This window comes from Phytoamicus setariae, assembly GCF_016722925.1.
GTDB classification, from domain to species: Bacteria; Pseudomonadota; Alphaproteobacteria; order Rhizobiales; family Rhizobiaceae; genus Rhizobium_E; species Rhizobium_E setariae.
Genome location: NZ_JAEQNC010000013.1, coordinates 119,338 through 135,696 on the forward strand (window position 1 = coordinate 119,338; position 16,359 = coordinate 135,696).

A 16,359-nucleotide genomic window follows, 5' to 3' on the forward strand; every position below is an offset into this window, starting at 1 on the left:
GCGCATTGTCGCGCCGCCTCGATAGCTCTAGTGGTTCTGCCCGGGAGCGAACGGCTTGACTTCCGCACCCGGCATGAAATCGCCCAGACGCTTGATCTCCCAGTCCAGAAGGATGCCCGAATTCTCGTGAACACGACGACGCACCGTCTCGCCGAGGCTTTCGAGATCATAGGCCGACGCATGGCCGATATTGATCATGAAATTGCAATGAAGCGGCGACATTTGCGCCCCACCGATCTGCAGGCCACGGCACCCTGCTTCGTCGATCAGCTTCCAGGCCGAGTGACCGGGCGGGTTCTTGAAGGTCGAACCACCCGTCTTTTCCTTGACCGGCTGGACAGTTTCTCGGTGGTGGCGCACCGTATCCATCTCGGTCCGGATCTTGGCCTTGTCGTCCTTGAAGCCCTCGAAGATCCCGTGCGTAAAGATCACGCCCTCGGGCGGCGAGGAATGGCGATAGCTGTAGCCCATGTCGGCATTGGAGATCTTCAGCAGATTGCCCTTGCGATCGACGGCTTCGACCTCGACGAGGCGCTCGCGTGTTTCCATGCCATTGGCGCCGGCGTTCATGCGGATCGCCCCGCCGATCGAACCGGGTATGCCATAGTAGAATGCAAATCCGCCGATCTCGTTGTCGAGCGCCATGGCGGCGATGTTCTTGTCCGGGCAGATTGCGCCGGCGCGAATGCGATTTTCGCCCACAAGCTCCACATCGCCGAATCCCTTGGCTGACAGGCGCAGCACCACGCCCTTGATGCCGCCGTCGCGCACCAGAAGGTTCGAGCCCACGCCGATGACAGTCAAGGGTACATCATCAGGCAATGCCTTCAGAAACATCGAGAGATCATCGACGTCATGTGGTTGGAACATCAGTTCGGCCAGACCGCCGGCACGAAACCATGTGACACGGTCCATCGGCGCATTCGGCGTCATCCGTCCCCGGACATCCTTCACTCCATTGCCCAGTCTTGCGAGCAAACCTTCCCCATCTACCTGCTTCATGCTTTTTTTCCTGACAGCGCGGCCAACTCCTTCGGAAGTGCCGCTGCCCAATTGGTTATGTTTCCTGCGCCCAACAGTACCACGAAATCGCCCGGCTGGGCGATCGAGGCGACAAACGGCGCCAATGCGTCGGGTGTCGCAAGCATGCGGGCATCCCGGTGGCCACCGGACTTTATCCGCGAAACCAGCTCCTCGGAAGTCACACCTTCGATGGAATCCTCGCCTGCGGAATAGATCGGTGCGATGAAAATCGTATCGGCGTCGTTGAAGCAGGCGGCGAATTCCTCAAACAAGCTGGCCACGCGCGAATAGCGATGCGGCTGATGGATCGCAATGATGCGTCCATTGCAGCCATCACGCGCCGCCTTCAGAACCGCCTTGATCTCTACCGGATGATGGCCATAGTCATCAAAAATCTGCGCGCCGTTCCACTCGCCCGTCAGCGTGAACCGCCGCTTCACGCCCTTGAACCCGGCAAGCCCACGGGCGATCGCTTCTTCGCTGACACCAAGCCGCTGGGCAACGGCGATAGCGGCTGTTGCATTCGAAACATTGTGTCGGCCCGGCATAGGCAGTTTCAGATCGTTGAGCTCGATCACCTGCCCCGTACGGCGCCGGCGGATCTCGACATCGAAAGTCGAGGCCGCACCTTCATGGCGGACGTTCTTGAACCGAACGTCAGCCTGCGGGTTTTCCCCATAGGTGATGACCTTGCGGTCTTCGATCTTGGAAACCATCACCTGGACTTCGGGATGGTCGAGACACATCACGCCAAAACCGTAGAACGGCACGTTTTCGACGAACTGCCGGAATGCGGCCCGGGCATTGTCGAAGGTGCCGTAATGGTCGAGATGCTCGGGATCGATGTTGGTGATGACGGCGACTTCCGCCGGCAGTTTCAGGAAGGTACCATCGGATTCATCGGCCTCCACCACCATCCATTCGCCCTCACCCATACGGGCGTTGGTGCCATAGGCGTTGATGATCCCGCCATTGATGACGGTCGGGTCCAGCCCACCGGCTTCCAGGAGCGTGCCGACGAGCGACGTCGTCGTGGTCTTGCCATGCGTCCCACCGATGGCGATGGCATTGCGGAACCGCATGAGCTCGGCCAGCATTTCCGCCCGGCGCACGACCGGCAACAACTTTTCGCGGGCTGCGACCAATTCCGGGTTGTTCTTGCGGATGGCGGTCGAAACCACCACCACCTCGGCATCGCCGAGATTTTCGGCCTTGTGGCCGACATGCACCTCGATGCCCTTGGCGCGCAGCCTTTGAACATTGGCGCTGTCTGCCTGATCCGATCCCTGCACCTTGTGGCCGAGATTGTGCAGCACCTCGGCAATTCCGCTCATGCCGATGCCGCCGATGCCGATGAAATGGACCAGGCCGATGGATTTGGGCATTTTCATGCGAGTACCTCTTTGAATGCTACGACCGACCTGCCATCCATGACGGCTTCGACCAGATCGCCCAGCGCGGTCGCTGCCTGCGGCTTGCCGGTTGCCTTGGCCGCATGCGCGACGCGGTCCAGTCGTGCTGGATCGGCCATCGCCGATCCGATGATGTCAGATAGTTTTTCAGGCGACAGCGCCGACTGCGCGATCACCTCGGCACCGCCTTCAGCCTTGAGCGCAGCGGCATTCGCCGCCTGATCATGATCGAGCGCATAAGGATAGGGAACGAGAACCGACGGCCTACCGATGACGGCAAGTTCCGACACGGTCGAAGCGCCAGAACGGCAGATCACCAGGTTGGCATCGGCGATCTTGCCCGGCATATCGGCGAAAAATGGCGATACGTCGGCTGAAAGGCCCAGTTTGGCAAAAGCCGCAGTTACCTTTTCGGCGTCTTCGGGTCTGGCCTGCTGGACAACACGCAGGCGTTTACGCTGCCGATCCTCCAACAGGCATATAGCCGAGGGTACTACCGAAGAAAAATACTGCGCGCCCTGGCTGCCGCCGAAAACGAGGAGATTGAACAGATCGTCCGCGCCCGACGGCTTGTAGGGCACGCCGGCTGCGGCAATGACATCCGGCCGGACCGGATTACCGGTCACGACAGTCTTGTCGGCATATTTGCCGCTGCCTTCCGGCAGGAAGCCGCCGGCAATGGCCATGACCTTGGCTGCCAGCATCTTGTTGGCCCGGCCCATCACCGCATTCTGCTCGTGAATGAGCGTCGGAATACCCATCGAGCTGGCGGCAAGCAATGGCGGCACAGTGGGATAACCACCAAATCCGATCACCGCCCTGGGCTTTAATCGACTGAAGAGCGCGCGCGCGGTGCGCATGCCCTTCCAAAGAGTGAACAGCGCGCGGGCGACAGCAATGGGATTTTTGGAACCGATCGTGGCCGATGGAACGACATGGATTTCATCAGCCGGAAATTTTCCCGCGAAACGCTCGGCACGGCTATCGGTCACCAGATGTACCTGATAGCCACGCGCTTTCAGCTCATGCCCAAGCGCCTCAGCCGGAAAAAGATGACCGCCGGTTCCCCCGGCAGCCAAAACGATCAACCCACTACCCATTCACTCTACTCCGCCGGGACACCGTGGCCGGAAGAACGGAATAGACTACGTTCCTGGGCCCGTTGCTCCGGCCTGTGACGCGTCAGCGCCAAGATAAAACCAGCTGTGACGCATATGGCAATCTGCGAGGAACCGCCATAGGAAATCAGTGGCAACGTCATGCCTTTTGCGGGAAGAAGCTGCAGATTGACGCCGATATTGATGATCGACTGGAAACCTATCTGCAGCACCAAGCCGGCGACGGCAAAGCGGGTAAAATCGTTACGATCGCGGAACGCATGGTTCAGACCGCGCATGACCACGAAGAGATAGAGGCCGACCAGCGCCATGCAGAAGACGATACCGAACTCCTCGGCCGAGACCGAAAAGACAAAGTCGGTATGGCTGTCCGGAAGGATACGTTTGACGACGCCTTCACCGGGTCCCATGCCGAACCATCCGCCGCGGGTGATCGCGTCATGGGCGGTATCGACCTGGAAAGTATTGCCCTCACCAGTCAGGAACTGGTCGATACGGCCGGCAACGTGCGGAAAGAAAGAATAGGCAAAAAACAGGAACCCAGCCGCGCCACCTGCCATAAGCACGATCCACAGCCAGGGCATCCCGGCCATGAAGAACATGCTGCCCCAGACTGCCGTGGTCAGGATCGTCTGGCCAAGATCGGGCTCGGCCACCAGCAGTGCCGCTACGATCACGAAAAGCAGCATGGCAAACAGGTTGCCGGGGATATCGGGCTGCCGCTGATGCTCGGCAAACAGCCAGGCGCAGACGACGACGAAGGCCGGCTTCATGAATTCGGAGGGCTGTATCGACAGGAAGGATATGGAAATCCAGCGCCGGGACCCCTTCACCTCCATGCCGATGAACAACACCAGCACCATCATCACCAGCGCCACCACCAGCATGATCATCGCCACGCGGCGAATCTGGCGTGGGGTCAGGAACGAAAGTCCGAACATCATGACCAGCGAAGGGATCAGAAACAGGGCGTGGCGCTCGACAAAGTGAAAGCTATCGAGGCCGATGCGTTCGGCGACAGCGGGCGAAGCCGCGAAGGAGAGCATGAACCCGGTCAGGAGAAGCAGGATGAAGACGGCCAGGAAAAGCCTGTCGATCGTCCAGAACCATTCGGCCAAAGGCCCTCTTTCCGCTCTGCTCACCATGATGAATCCTCTTTTCCCTCCACAATGAAGGGAACCCCTTAATATGTCATTAACCACGCGTGACGGAGGCTACACTACACGGCCAAGCCTGAGGCAGGCTTGTCTGGAACGCAGAAAAATCAGACCAGCATCTCGATGCCGCCGATATCGCGTACGAGGTCGACGAACCGATCGCCGCGAACCTCGAAATTCTTGAACTGGTCGAAACTGGCGCAAGCGGGCGATAGCATCACCACTGCTCCAGGCACTCCCTCCCGCTCGGCGTCGGCTGCAGCATGGCTGACGGCCCTGTCGAGCGTATCGGAAATCTCATAACTCACATCAGTCCCGAGCGTTGCGGCGAATTGCGGCGCTGCTTCGCCGATAAGATACGCCTTGGCGATGCGACCATAAAGCGGCTTGAGCGTGGAAATCCCGCCTTCCTTGGGTAATCCACCGGCAATCCAATAGATCCGGTCGTAACTGGAGAGCGCAGGCGCTGCGGCATCCGCATTGGTGGCCTTTGAATCGTTGACGAACGTGACGCCGGCCTTCCGGGCAACAGGCTGCATGCGGTGTTTCAGGCCGGGAAACGAACCGAGGCCCGCGCGAATTTCGCTCTCGCCAAGTCCTACAGCCAGGCAGGCTGCGATGGCAGCCGCCGCGTTCTGGGCATTATGCGATCCGCGCAGGGTCTGGATACCGTCAAGATCGGCGACTTCCGCAACCACCCCGTCGTGGGCGCGCATGATTTTCGATGCGTCGGCATAGAGACCTTCGGCCACGGCATGCCTGCGCGAAATGCGCATCACCTTGACACCGGCCTTTTCAACCCGATCAGCGATCAGGCTGCAATAGCTGTCGTCGTCGCCGATCACGGCGGTTCCCGCCCCGGCAACCAGCCTCTCCTTGACGTCCGAATAATGCTGCATCGTGCCATGACGATCGAGGTGGTCGGGCGTCAGGTTGAGCAGGATGCCGGCGGATGCATTGATGGTGGGTGCCAGGTCGATCTGGTAGGAAGAGCACTCGACCACATAGAAGCGGTCGGCCTTCGGCGGATCGAGTGTGAGCACCGCCGTGCCGATATTGCCGCCGAGCTGGGTATCGCGACCAGCGCTCTTCAGGATGTGGGCGATCAAGGCCGTCGTCGTCGACTTGCCGTTGGTGCCGGTAATGGCAATAAACGGGCAGTCCGGGGCATGGGCACGGCGTTCGCGTACGAAAAGCTCGACATCGCCGATAATCTCCACGCCTGCAGCATGGGCCAAATCCACCGTCCAGTGTGGCTTGGGATGAGTGAGTGGCACACCGGGCGATAGTACGAAAGCCGCAAAGGCGCTCCAGTCGACGGTCCTGAGATCAGCAGTTCCGATGCCCTTCTCCGCAGCCTTGGCGACCGAATCCGGATTGTCGTCCCAGGCTGTGACGATGGTGCCGCCCGCAGCCAATGCTTCTGCCGTGGCAAGGCCCGAACCGCCCAGCCCGAAAAGCGCGATCTTCTTATCCTTGAATGTGGTGACGGCGATCATACCGACCTCACCGGATCTTGAGTGTTGCGAGGCCGACCAGCGCCAGGATCACCGAAATGATCCAGAAGCGGATGACCACCTGGCTTTCCGTCCAGCCCTTCTTTTCGAAATGATGGTGGATCGGCGCCATCAGGAACACACGCTTGCCAGTCAGCTTGAAGCTGCCGACCTGGATGATGACCGAAAGCGTTTCCATGACGAACACGCCGCCGATGATCGCCATGACGATCTCGTGCTTGGTGGCGACAGCAACAGAACCGATCAGGCCGCCCAACGACAATGACCCTGTATCGCCCATGAAAATGGCGGCCGGTGGCGCGTTGAACCACAGAAAACCGAGACCTGCGCCTACGACGGCGCTGACAAGCACCGTCAACTCACCCGTACCGGGGACGAAATTGATCTGCAGGTAATTGGAAAACACTGCATTACCAGCGAGATAAGCAATTGCGCCGAACGACGCCGAGGCGATCATGACTGGCACGATGGCGAGCCCGTCAAGGCCGTCGGTAAAGTTGACGGCATTGCCCGCGGCAACGATCACGAAGCCACCGAAGATGATGAAGAAATAGCCCAGATTGAGCAGCAGGTCCTTGAAGAACGGAAATGCCACCGATGTCGCGATGGTCGAGTCGGCGGGACCGCTCGCGGCCGCAGAACGCATCATGAAGAACACCGCGATACCGGCAATGACAAACTCCGTCAGCAGCCGCATCCGACCTGAAAAACCGGCGGTGGATTGCTTGGTGACCTTGAGATAATCGTCATAGAACCCGATCAGACCGAAGCCGAGCATGACGAGCAGGCAACTGACGACATAAACGTTGCCGAGATCCGCCCACAGCAGCGACGAGGCAACCACGGCAGCAAGGATCATCAGGCCGCCCATCGTGGGCGTGCCGGCCTTCTTGAAATGCGTCTGAGGACCATCGGCGCGGATCGGCTGGCCCTTGCCCTGTCGGACACGCAGCGAATCGATGATCCGAGGACCAAAGAAGAAGACGAAGAGTGCGGAGGTGAAGAGTGCGGCGCCCGCCCTGAACGTGATATAGCGGAACAGGTTGAACACCTGGAGATGGTCCGACAACTCCACCAGCCACAAAAACATCCGCTTTCTTCCCTCTCTTGGTCCCTTAAGCCGTCTCGGACGGCGGGTATTTTGCGACTAGCGCCTGGACGATCCGGCCAAAACCTGTGCCGTTCGACGATTTCACCATCAGCACGTCGCCGGGTCGGACATTGTCGAGCACATGGCTCGTCAGCGCGTCGGCATCGTCACGATAGACGACTTCCTTACTGCTCACGAGCGCATCGCGCAAATACCCCATCTCCGCGCCGGCGAGCCATATATCATCAATTCCTGTTTCACCAAGAGGCAGCGCAAGATCCGCATGCACTCCAGGCGAATATTCGCCCATCTCCAGCATATCGCCGAGCACGGCGATCCGCCGGCCACCCTCGCCGACCTCTGCCGATGCAAGCAGCGCAATCGCCGCCTGCATCGAGGCCGGATTGGCGTTGTAGCTTTCATCGATCAGCGTAAACGCGCCCTCGGGCGTCATCAGCCGCATGCGCTGGCCGCGCCCCTTGCCTGCCGTCACGTCGGCAAAGGCAGCGGCCACCTTTTCCACATCAGCGCCCGCGAGCGCGGCAGCGGCAAGCACCGCGACCGCATTTTCGGCAATATGCCGGCCGGGCGCATTGATCAAGACCTCAACAGTCCGGCCCGCGACATTGACCCAGAACATAGCCGCATCGCCTTCCGCCAAATAGTCGACCAGCCGGAAATCAGCCTTGGCGTGGGTACCGAAGGAATGGATATTGGTGACTTCTGCCGCAATCGCTGCCTGTTCGAGCTGCTCGAACTGACTATTGTCGCGGTTTATCAGCGCGTGCCCGCCCTTGACGATGCCCTCGAAAATCTCGGCCTTGGCAGTTGCTATCTCCTCAAGTCCCGAGAAGTTTCCGAGATGGGCGGCGGCTATCGTCGTAATGATGGCGATATGCGGCCGGACCATATTCACCAGCGGCCTGATTTCGCCGGGATGGTTCATGCCGATTTCGAAGACACCAAAGTCGGCTTCTCGCGACAGACGCGCGAGCGTCAGCGGCACACCCCAGTGATTGTTGAAGGAAGCCGGCGAGTAATGCACCGTTCCGCAGGAGGACAGAACCTGTCGCAACATTTCCTTGGTCGTGGTCTTGCCGACCGAACCGGTGACGGCGATGATACGTCCCCGTGAACGATCCCGGGCTGCGCGGCCAAGCTTTTCCAGCGCTTCCAGCACGTCGGTAACGACGATCATTGGCGCCGATATCCGCCCTAGCGCCGGAATCCGCGCCTCGCTGACAACCAGCAGGCTGGCGCCGTTCGCGACCGCGATCCCCGCATAGTCATGGCCATCGACCCTGTCGCCCTTGATGGCGAAGAACGCATCGCCGGGCGAAATCGCCCTGGAGTCGATGCTGATGCCCGTAATCCCTTCGGGCATGTGCCCGGTAGGACGGCCATGCATTGCCTCGACCAGCTCGCTCACTGTCCACAAGAATGTCACGGGTCTATCCTCCCAATGCTTTTCTGATCTCCTCGTGGTCGGAGAAGGGCAATACCTCCGTACCGACGGTCTGGCCTTCCTCATGGCCCTTCCCCGCCACGATCAATGTGTCGCCCGCACGCAACATCTGCACCGCGTAGCGAATTGCCTCATGGCGATCGCCGATCTCGACGGCGCCTTTGGCGGCAGCCATGATCTCGGCACGGATCGTCGAAGCGACTTCGGTGCGCGGATTGTCGTCGGTAACTATGGCCACATCGGCCAGAAGTGTGGCGATTTCGCCCATGATCGGGCGCTTGCCCTTGTCACGGTCTCCGCCGCAGCCAAAAACGACCACGACACGCCCTGTTGTAAAAGGGCGGACCGAAATCAGCACGTTTTCCAGCGCTTCGGGCTTATGGGCATAATCCACGTAGCACAGCGCGCCGTCCTTCGTCTGACCGGCCAACTCCAGCCTGCCCGGCGCCCCCTTCAGATGATTGAGTGCGGCGAATGCCTTTGCCGGCTCCACGCCGGTCGAAATTGCAAGTCCCGCCGAAACGATCGCATTGGCAATCTGGAAGTCACCGGCCAGCGGCAGATGCACTTCGAAGATATCGTCGCCGAGATGGATCTCCGCCACCTGCTTGTCGCGGAAATGCTCGACGCGCTTGAGCGCCAGAAACTCGCCCTTGCGACCGACCGTCCGTACATCGAGCCCGGCAGCCGAAGCGGCCGCAGCGGCCCTGCCCGACCACTCATCATCGGCATAGATGATGGCAGGCGCGCCCTTGTGCATCAGCGTATCGAAAAGCCGCATCTTGCACTGGAAATACTCCTCGACTGTCGGGTGATAGTCGAGATGGTCGCGTCCGAGATTGGTGAAGGCCGCAGCCGCAAGCTTGACGCCGTCGAGCCGGCGCTGATCCAGTCCGTGGCTCGATGCCTCCATCGCCGCATGCGTCACGCCAGCCTTGGCGAGATCCGCGAGCAACGCGTGAAGAGAAACTGGATCGGGCGTGGTCAGCGAGCCGTAGTCGTTGCGGCCGGGCGCAATGACGCCCGTCGTGCCGATCTGTGCGGCGGACATTCCGGCAGCGGCCCAGATCTGGCGCGTAAACGAAACCACCGACGTCTTGCCCGCCGTTCCGGTGACTGCGATCATGGTCTCGGGCTGGGCGCCATAGAATGCGGCCGCAGCAAGTGCCAGCAGTCGTCGTGGATCGTCGACGGCGATGACAGGAATGCCGGCGGCTATCGCAGAATGTTCGGAAGAAGCGACGACCGCCGCGGCTCCCTTGGCCACGGCATCGGCAATGAACTTCGCGCCGTCTGTCTTGGATCCGGAGAGAGCCACGAAAAGCTCTCCACCCTTGACCTTGCGGCTATCTGCGGAGACGCCAGCGACAGACAGGTCCCCGACACGGGCTTCCAAAGGCCGCTCGATTCCGACCCTAGACATTAACTCGCCAAGTTTCATATTCCCCGCCACTCCTGCACAGCCGAATCTTCAGGACCGTTCTTGACCGTCAATAAGACACAAGCAAGGCATTTCCATCCTTGCCGAACCGTGGCTTGACGCCGAGAAGGGCCGCCGAGCGCCGAATGATGGCGCCGACGATGGGTGCGGAATTGCAGCCGGCCGTAATTCCGCAGCCTTCCTTGGCCGCTTTCGGCTCGTCGATGACGGCGAGAACGACATATTGCGGATCGTTGATCGGGAAAGCGGACAAGAAGGCATTGAAGCGGACCGAGTTCGAATAGCGTCCGTGCACGACCTTTTCTGCCGTTCCGGTTTTGCCCCCGACATCGAAACCGGGAACGCCGGCGCGACGGCCTGAACCGTCAGCGACATTGGCACGGAAGAGCGTCTTCATGTTCGTCACCGTATCGGGATTGACAACCATGACGGCACTCTCGTCAGCTTGCTCGACCGAACGCGGCAGGAAGGTGGGATTGATGAGCTTGCCACCGTTCATCAGGGCGGCGGCGGCAACCGCCGTCTGCAACGGCGTGGTGGAAACCCCATGGCCGAATGCGACAGTCATCGACGTGATCTTCTTCCAGACCTTGGGCTGGCTGGGAGAGGCAACCTCAGGCAACTCGGTCTGCAATCGGGTCAGCAGGCCAAGCCGCGTCAGAAATTCCCGGTGACCGTCGATGCCGACAGCATCGGCCATCTTGGCAGAACCGATATTGGAAGAATGCAGGAACACGTCGGTGACCGAAAGAACGCGTCGTGTTGCGTGGAAGTCGTGGATGGTGAACCCGCCAATGTAAAGAGGCCGGCGCGCGTCGAACGTATCGTTCATCGTGACCTTGCCGGAATCGAGCGCCATCGCCGTGGTGAACGCCTTGAAGGTCGAGCCCATTTCGAACACGCCGCCGGACATGCGGTTCATGTCGCTCTTGGTTGTCCGGTCGATCGTCATGGCCGGGTCGTTGGGATCGAAATCCGGAACGGATTCCATCGCCACGACTTCACCAGTGTGAATGTTGAGCACCACCGCGCCGGCTGCGATAGCGTTGTATTGCTTCATGCCGTAGACAATTTCCTCGTGCAGAATATTCTGCACGCGGAGATCGATCGACAGTTTGACCGGCTCAAGTGCCGACGTGCTGGTCATGCCGAGTTCGGCCAGATCGGCAAGGCCCTGGTTGTCCAGGTACTTCTCCATGCCGGCGACGCCGCGATTGTCGATATTGACATAGCCGACGACATGCGAGAGCGCGCTGCCGCTTGGGTAGAAGCGGCGCTTTGCCGGGCGGAAACCAACGCCGGGAATCCCGAGCGCGAGGATTTCGCTCTGCTGCTTGGGTGTCAACTGGCGCCGCAGCCACTGGAAATGCGACTTGCTGGTCAGCTTCTTGTAAATCGTTTTGGAGTCGAGGTCGGGCAGGACGGACGTGATGAGTTCAACGGCCTCGTCCGGGTCGACAATCTTGTGCGGCTCGGCAAACAGCGAGACCGTGCGCACATCCGTTGCCAGCAGTTCGCCATTGCGGTCGAGAATATCAGGGCGCGACGCTACCTGATTGGCGGCACGACCGATGCTTGCAACCGTTTCCGGCCGGGACAAGCCGTATTGCACGAGACGGCCGCCGATGACCCCGTAAACCACAACGAAGCATCCGATCAGGATGCCGATGCGGTTGCGCGTCTGGCCACCGGATTTCTTGCGGGTGCCCTGGAAGGTCAACCCCCTGCGAGGCGGCAGGCCGCCGGCTCCCGTATTGAAGTGAGCCTTGCTCTTCAGAACCATGATCCGAGATAGAAAGGACATCAGGGCTTCACCGATCCTGTTGAAACTTTGTCTGGGTTGGCGACGATCTTGGCGGCGTAGGCTTTCGCTTCCTTGTCGGAAACCTTGCCGTCCTTGTCGGCGTCCGCCTCGTCATAGACGGGCAGTTCCGATTTCAGCATGGGCAACTCGACCGCCTGGACGAGCTGGGTCGATTCCGTCGGTACCAGCTGCAATTCGGTCTGGTAGGCATTGATGAGCGTCTGCAAACGTCCAGGCTGGGTCAACAATGCCCAATCGGCCCTGAGCAGATCGATCGTATCCTTTTCGAGGCGGATCGAGGCCTCGAGTTTCTGCACTTCCTCGAGCTTCAGCTCGGCACGGTGCTTGATCGTGTAGGTGATGGTTGCGACCGCCGTCATGAAAACGATCAGCAATATGTCCAGGGTGCGTAGCATATCAGCCCTTCAGCCTCTCGATGTCTGCAAGATCAGGCAAGTCGAAGATCGCGGGATCCTGCTTGCCAAACCTGGCTTCGGTCCGGATACCGGCGCGCAGCTTCGCCGAGCGCGCGCGCGGATTGATATCCGCCTCCGCGTCGCTGGCGCCAACCGCCTGCCTGGTCATGAGCGTGAAAATTGCCGGCACCTGCGACACTTCGGGAAGATGGCGAGAGCCCGATGCCTTGCCGGAGCGTTCCGAGAAGAAGCGCTTGACGATCCGGTCCTCCAGCGAGTGGAAGGATACCACCACCAGCCGACCACCGGGCTTGAGCACGCGTTCGGCCGCAAACAGCGCATCGACCAATTCGCCGAGTTCATTGTTGACGAAGACGCGTAGAGCTTGGAACACGCGGGTTGCCGGATGGATCTTGTCGGTCATCTTGCGCGGCGTAACGATCTCGATCAGGCCTGCAAGGTCGCGCGTGGTTTCGAATTTCTTCTCCGCCCGCTTCTTTTCGATGGCTCGAGCGATCCGGCTGGCCTGACGCTCCTCGCCCAGGAACGAAAAAATGCGGATGAGGTCACCCACCTTGGCCCGATTGATGACATCTGCGGCGCTGACGCCGGAGGCCGACATGCGCATGTCGAGCGGTCCGTTGCGCTGGAAAGAGAAGCCGCGCTCGGCCTCATCGATCTGCATCGAGGAAACGCCGATATCCAGCACGATACCATCGAGCCCGCCAGCAGGGGCGAATTTGTCGAGCGCACTGAACTTCGTGTGATGGAGGGTGAGACGCCCGGTGTACTTGTCGACCAGCGCCTGCCCGGCAGCTATGGCCGTGGGGTCGCGATCAAGACCGATCACCTCGGCACCGCTGTCGAGTATTGCCGAGGTATAGCCGCCTGCGCCAAAAGTGCCGTCGAGGACGATCTTGCCGGGGGCCGGCTCGAGATGCGCAAGCACCTCGGCCAGCATCACAGGGATATGACGGACCGGTCCGCCATTGGCATCGTCCGAGCCGTTGCCATGATCCACCATATCACCTTCACCCCGCTTATTCAGGAACGGGGGCCGCTTCTCCCCAATTCCTCTCTCGCCGCATTCTGGGCCGCCTGGAACGCATCCGGCCGCCACAACTGGAAATAATCGGCCCGACCGGCGAAGGTCACCTCGCCCTCGATCCCCGTGTAGGTGCGGATAAAATCCGACACCATCAGGCGACCTTCTGAATCGAGCCTCATGAAGATCCCGCCACCATGTATCAGCAGCGACATCCGATTTGCCTCCAGCGAGAAGGGATCGAGATCCTCGAGCCTGCGCTCGAAACGCGCGAGCAACTCCGGACCGCCGATATTGATCGCCGGATAGTGGAAATCCTGAAAGCAGTAGAGCTCCTCTATCGCCTGCGAAGACAGTACGGCGCGAAAGGTTGCAGGCACAGAAACCCGACCTTTGGCATCCACCCTGTTCGTGGCATTTGAGAGGAACCGGCTCATCACGCAAAACATCCGCTTCCAGGCAGCGACCCACGCTGAACGAAGCCGCCATGCACTTGATTTTACCAACAAACGCAGGGTCCTGTCCTGCGTCTGCACAGCTTGCGGCCAGGCGAGCCGACCGACTTACACCAGATCTGAAGCGGGCTTCACATCGCCCTTTGGCAGTGCATGTTTGGGATAGCATGGGACAATTTGGGCGTCAATGGGATTAAGCGTTGCGAACCGGCATACCCGATCAATTATTCATAAGCTGTTAAGTTTAATGAAACGTTAAAAAAAGCCGCCAGAAATTGAAATTAAACCAACGAAATCATGCGCTTAAAATGATGCATAAGGCGAAAAGATCGCATCGATCGTTTCAAATTGGTGCACACGGTCATGGCATGATCCGTGAAATATTTCAGACCGCTGTTTTAGGCGCCTGCTCGCCCGGCTCCACAGGCAGAACCACGCAGAGCAAGCACCATTACTTTATCAGATCCTAACATTCGCAATGGAGTGCATGACCATTTGGTGTAAGCTCGCCTCTCCGCACGAAGGAATGCACCATGGCCAACGTAAAGCTGGGTAACGGCGGAACATTCGAGATTCTGAATGGTCACGAATGGTTCGAGCAATTCTCCGAAATGTCCCTTTCGAGCGAAACCGACGCCAGGGCCGTCTATGTGGATGCCACAGGCGACCGGATTGTCATGTTGGGCGACCATCTGGATTCGTCCAACCCGAACAATATCGAAGGCGAGATATCCGATGTAACGATCACCGACAGCCAGGGCCGGACGATATTCGACGTTTCCGGCCTGTCAGCCACCTATGCTGCGATGAGCACGGCCGCAGTTTCAACGGACCAATATGCGGTGCTCGAGTTCTTGCGACTTCTGATCAGGGGCAATGACAGGATCGTCGGCACGAACGGCTCGGAGGAACTGATGTCGACGGCGGATCGAGGCAACGACGTCATCCTCGGACGCGGTGGCAACGACTTCTTCCGCGCAGGGCCGGGAAACAACACCTTGCGCGGCGGTGCGGGTGAAGACCAGCTGGTCTATCAGACTTACTGGTGGGCGACAGCGCCGCAGAAAAGAGGCGTTATCCTCGACGTTCTCGATGGTACGGCGACCAACCCATGGGGCGGCCATGACAAGATCTCCGGCTTCGAGAAGTACCGTGGGTCGCGGCAGGATGACGTCTACCGGGGCAGTTCGATCGACGAGAAATTTGCACTTTTGAGCGGCGATGATGTCGTCGATGGCCGGGGCGGTGTCGACACGATCGACTACAGCATCGATGCGCAATATGGCGGGCTTGCCGGTATTGTCGCCAATTTACAGACGGGAAGAATCATCGACGGCTATGGCAATATGGACCGGATCAAGGGCATCGAATCCATCCTGGCCACGCAATTTGCCGATGTGCTCACGGGATCGAGCCACCGGGACTACTTCAGGAGCCAGCAAGGCAACGACACGATGAATGGACGCGGAGGCTCCGACATTTTCATCTTCGCGACCGATTTCGATCAGGACGTCATCCATGGCTTTTCCGCCAGTGGCAAACATCATGACATCGTACAACTCGACGGCTTTGCCGGAATAGACGATTACGCGGATCTGCAGAACGGCCACATGGCTCAAGTGGGAAATGATGTCGAGATCGATCTGGGCAATGGCGATGTCCTGATCCTGAAACATCTCGATGTCCAAACACTAAGCGCCGCAGACTTCCTCATCAATTGACACCCTCGAAGCGATCGCTTCTGCATGGTCGGCAAGCAGCACCTGCGGACGTTCGGGTGGTAGTCGGGACACCTTGGCATTCCTCGAAAAAAGTCGGCTTGACGTTGCCACCATTGCGTCACACCCGCGCAAACAGCACCCTTCGGCAATCGAAAAATTCGATTCCGGCAGAGCGACTTAGCCCGAATTGCTGGGAGCGCGCCTGAAGGCGTTCATCCGCCAAATCATCGAGGAAAAAAATGCCAGTTGGCCTGTAAGCCGGGTTCTGTAAGGCTCCGGTTTCCCGGAACGTGGCAGCCATTCATCTGGGACGACGCTTGCGCGCCGCCTCTCGCAACCCACCCGGATGGCTGGCCCGGAAACAGGCCTGATGCTTGCGCATGCGCGCCATCCCTATTCGGTCTTGCTCCCGGCGGGGTTTGCCATGCCGTCTCTGTCGCCAGATCCGCGGTGGGCTCTTACCCCACCTTTTCACCCTTACCCGGCAAGCCGGGCGGTTCGTTCTCTGTGGCACTTTCCCTGGGGTCGCCCCCGCCGGACGTTATCCGGCGCCGTGTTTCCGTGGAGCCCGGACTTTCCTCACCCTGCGGTCTTTCGACAATGCAAAGCGCGGCTGCCCGGCCAACTGGCAGGGCGTGCTTAGACCAGCATGGCCACGAAGGAAAGAACATTGCGGACTATTTTCCGCAAAAATG

At 59.6% G+C, this 16,359-nt stretch carries 13 protein-coding genes and 1 other RNA gene; 1 reads left to right on the forward strand and 13 read right to left on the reverse strand.

Annotated features, from left to right (window positions below; all coding sequences use genetic code 11):
- Positions 1-27: 27 nt before the first annotated feature.
- From murB to mraZ, 12 genes are all read right to left on the reverse strand, one after another.
- The gene (murB, locus tag JJB09_RS20895) at positions 28-1,002 is read right to left on the reverse strand and encodes a UDP-N-acetylmuramate dehydrogenase (protein WP_201662965.1); all 975 of its coding nucleotides are present in this window, start codon (positions 1,000-1,002) and stop codon (positions 28-30) included.
- Positions 999-2,414: a UDP-N-acetylmuramate--L-alanine ligase gene (gene murC / locus JJB09_RS20900; protein ID WP_201662968.1), complete on the reverse strand. Its 1,416-nt coding sequence runs from the start codon at positions 2,412-2,414 to the stop codon at positions 999-1,001. Before murC ends, murB begins: the two co-directional genes overlap by 4 nt.
- The gene (gene murG, locus JJB09_RS20905; protein ID WP_201662971.1) at positions 2,411-3,535 is read right to left on the reverse strand and encodes an undecaprenyldiphospho-muramoylpentapeptide beta-N-acetylglucosaminyltransferase; all 1,125 of its coding nucleotides are present in this window, start codon (positions 3,533-3,535) and stop codon (positions 2,411-2,413) included. Before murG ends, murC begins: the two co-directional genes overlap by 4 nt.
- Positions 3,536-3,540: 5 nt before the next feature.
- A complete protein-coding gene (ftsW, locus tag JJB09_RS20910) occupies positions 3,541-4,698 on the reverse strand; it encodes a putative lipid II flippase FtsW (protein ID WP_201662974.1) in 1,158 nt (385 codons plus the stop codon).
- Positions 4,699-4,817: 119 nt separating this feature from the next.
- Positions 4,818-6,209: a UDP-N-acetylmuramoyl-L-alanine--D-glutamate ligase gene (murD, locus tag JJB09_RS20915; protein ID WP_201662977.1), complete on the reverse strand. Its 1,392-nt coding sequence runs from the start codon at positions 6,207-6,209 to the stop codon at positions 4,818-4,820.
- Between the two features lie 7 nt (positions 6,210-6,216).
- On the reverse strand, positions 6,217-7,317 hold the full coding sequence (gene mraY, locus JJB09_RS20920) for a phospho-N-acetylmuramoyl-pentapeptide-transferase (RefSeq protein WP_201662980.1): 1,101 nt from the start codon (positions 7,315-7,317) through the stop codon (positions 6,217-6,219).
- 25 nt (positions 7,318-7,342) lie between these two features.
- Positions 7,343-8,764, reverse strand: a complete 1,422-nt coding sequence (locus tag JJB09_RS20925) for a UDP-N-acetylmuramoylalanyl-D-glutamyl-2,6-diaminopimelate--D-alanyl-D-alanine ligase (protein ID WP_201662983.1) — start codon at positions 8,762-8,764, stop codon at positions 7,343-7,345.
- Positions 8,765-8,768: 4 nt separating this feature from the next.
- Positions 8,769-10,205 carry a UDP-N-acetylmuramoyl-L-alanyl-D-glutamate--2,6-diaminopimelate ligase gene (locus tag JJB09_RS20930; RefSeq protein WP_246748838.1) on the reverse strand — a complete coding sequence of 479 codons (1,437 nt, stop codon included), beginning with the start codon at positions 10,203-10,205 and terminating at the stop codon, positions 8,769-8,771.
- A gap of 67 nt (positions 10,206-10,272) precedes the next feature.
- Entirely contained in the window at positions 10,273-12,027 is a 1,755-nt protein-coding gene (locus JJB09_RS20935; protein WP_201662989.1) for a peptidoglycan D,D-transpeptidase FtsI family protein, read from the reverse strand.
- Positions 12,027-12,443 (reverse strand): cell division protein FtsL, encoded by a 417-nt coding sequence (gene ftsL / locus JJB09_RS20940; protein ID WP_201662992.1) that lies wholly within the window; start codon positions 12,441-12,443, stop codon positions 12,027-12,029. Before ftsL ends, JJB09_RS20935 begins: the two co-directional genes overlap by 1 nt.
- 1 nt (position 12,444) lies before the next feature.
- Positions 12,445-13,467, reverse strand: coding sequence for a 16S rRNA (cytosine(1402)-N(4))-methyltransferase RsmH (rsmH, locus tag JJB09_RS26750; RefSeq protein ID WP_246748840.1), 1,023 nt, complete (start codon positions 13,465-13,467; stop codon positions 12,445-12,447).
- A 20-nt stretch (positions 13,468-13,487) separates the two neighbouring features.
- Positions 13,488-13,925: a division/cell wall cluster transcriptional repressor MraZ gene (gene mraZ / locus JJB09_RS26755; RefSeq protein WP_246748842.1), complete on the reverse strand. Its 438-nt coding sequence runs from the start codon at positions 13,923-13,925 to the stop codon at positions 13,488-13,490.
- A 551-nt stretch (positions 13,926-14,476) separates the two neighbouring features.
- Here mraZ and JJB09_RS20950 point away from each other — a divergent pair.
- Complete coding sequence (locus JJB09_RS20950) at positions 14,477-15,664, forward strand: hypothetical protein (protein WP_201662997.1); 1,188 nt, start codon at positions 14,477-14,479, stop codon at positions 15,662-15,664.
- 238 nt (positions 15,665-15,902) lie between these two features.
- On the opposite strand, the gene rnpB is transcribed toward JJB09_RS20950, so the two are convergent.
- Positions 15,903-16,293, reverse strand: an RNA gene (gene rnpB, locus JJB09_RS20955) — RNase P RNA component class A.
- Positions 16,294-16,359: the final 66 nt, after the last annotated feature.

Bases quoted from the DNA above. Each gene is read 5' to 3' on its own strand.
- JJB09_RS20930 (WP_246748838.1), bottom strand. From the start codon at position 10,205: ATGTCTAGGGTCGGAATCGAGCGGCCTTTGGAAGCCCGTGTCGGGGAC.
- JJB09_RS20935 (WP_201662989.1), bottom strand. From the start codon at position 12,027: ATGTCCTTTCTATCTCGGATCATGGTTCTGAAGAGCAAGGCTCACTTC.
- mraZ (WP_246748842.1), bottom strand. From the start codon at position 13,925: ATGAGCCGGTTCCTCTCAAATGCCACGAACAGGGTGGATGCCAAAGGT.
- murB (WP_201662965.1), bottom strand. From the start codon at position 1,002: ATGAAGCAGGTAGATGGGGAAGGTTTGCTCGCAAGACTGGGCAATGGA.
- mraY (WP_201662980.1), bottom strand. From the start codon at position 7,317: ATGTTTTTGTGGCTGGTGGAGTTGTCGGACCATCTCCAGGTGTTCAAC.
- ftsL (WP_201662992.1), bottom strand. From the start codon at position 12,443: ATGCTACGCACCCTGGACATATTGCTGATCGTTTTCATGACGGCGGTC.
- JJB09_RS20950 (WP_201662997.1), top strand. From the start codon at position 14,477: ATGGCCAACGTAAAGCTGGGTAACGGCGGAACATTCGAGATTCTGAAT.
- murC (WP_201662968.1), bottom strand. From the start codon at position 2,414: ATGAAAATGCCCAAATCCATCGGCCTGGTCCATTTCATCGGCATCGGC.
- rsmH (WP_246748840.1), bottom strand. From the start codon at position 13,467: ATGGTGGATCATGGCAACGGCTCGGACGATGCCAATGGCGGACCGGTC.
- murD (WP_201662977.1), bottom strand. From the start codon at position 6,209: ATGATCGCCGTCACCACATTCAAGGATAAGAAGATCGCGCTTTTCGGG.
- murG (WP_201662971.1), bottom strand. From the start codon at position 3,535: ATGGGTAGTGGGTTGATCGTTTTGGCTGCCGGGGGAACCGGCGGTCAT.
- ftsW (WP_201662974.1), bottom strand. From the start codon at position 4,698: ATGGTGAGCAGAGCGGAAAGAGGGCCTTTGGCCGAATGGTTCTGGACG.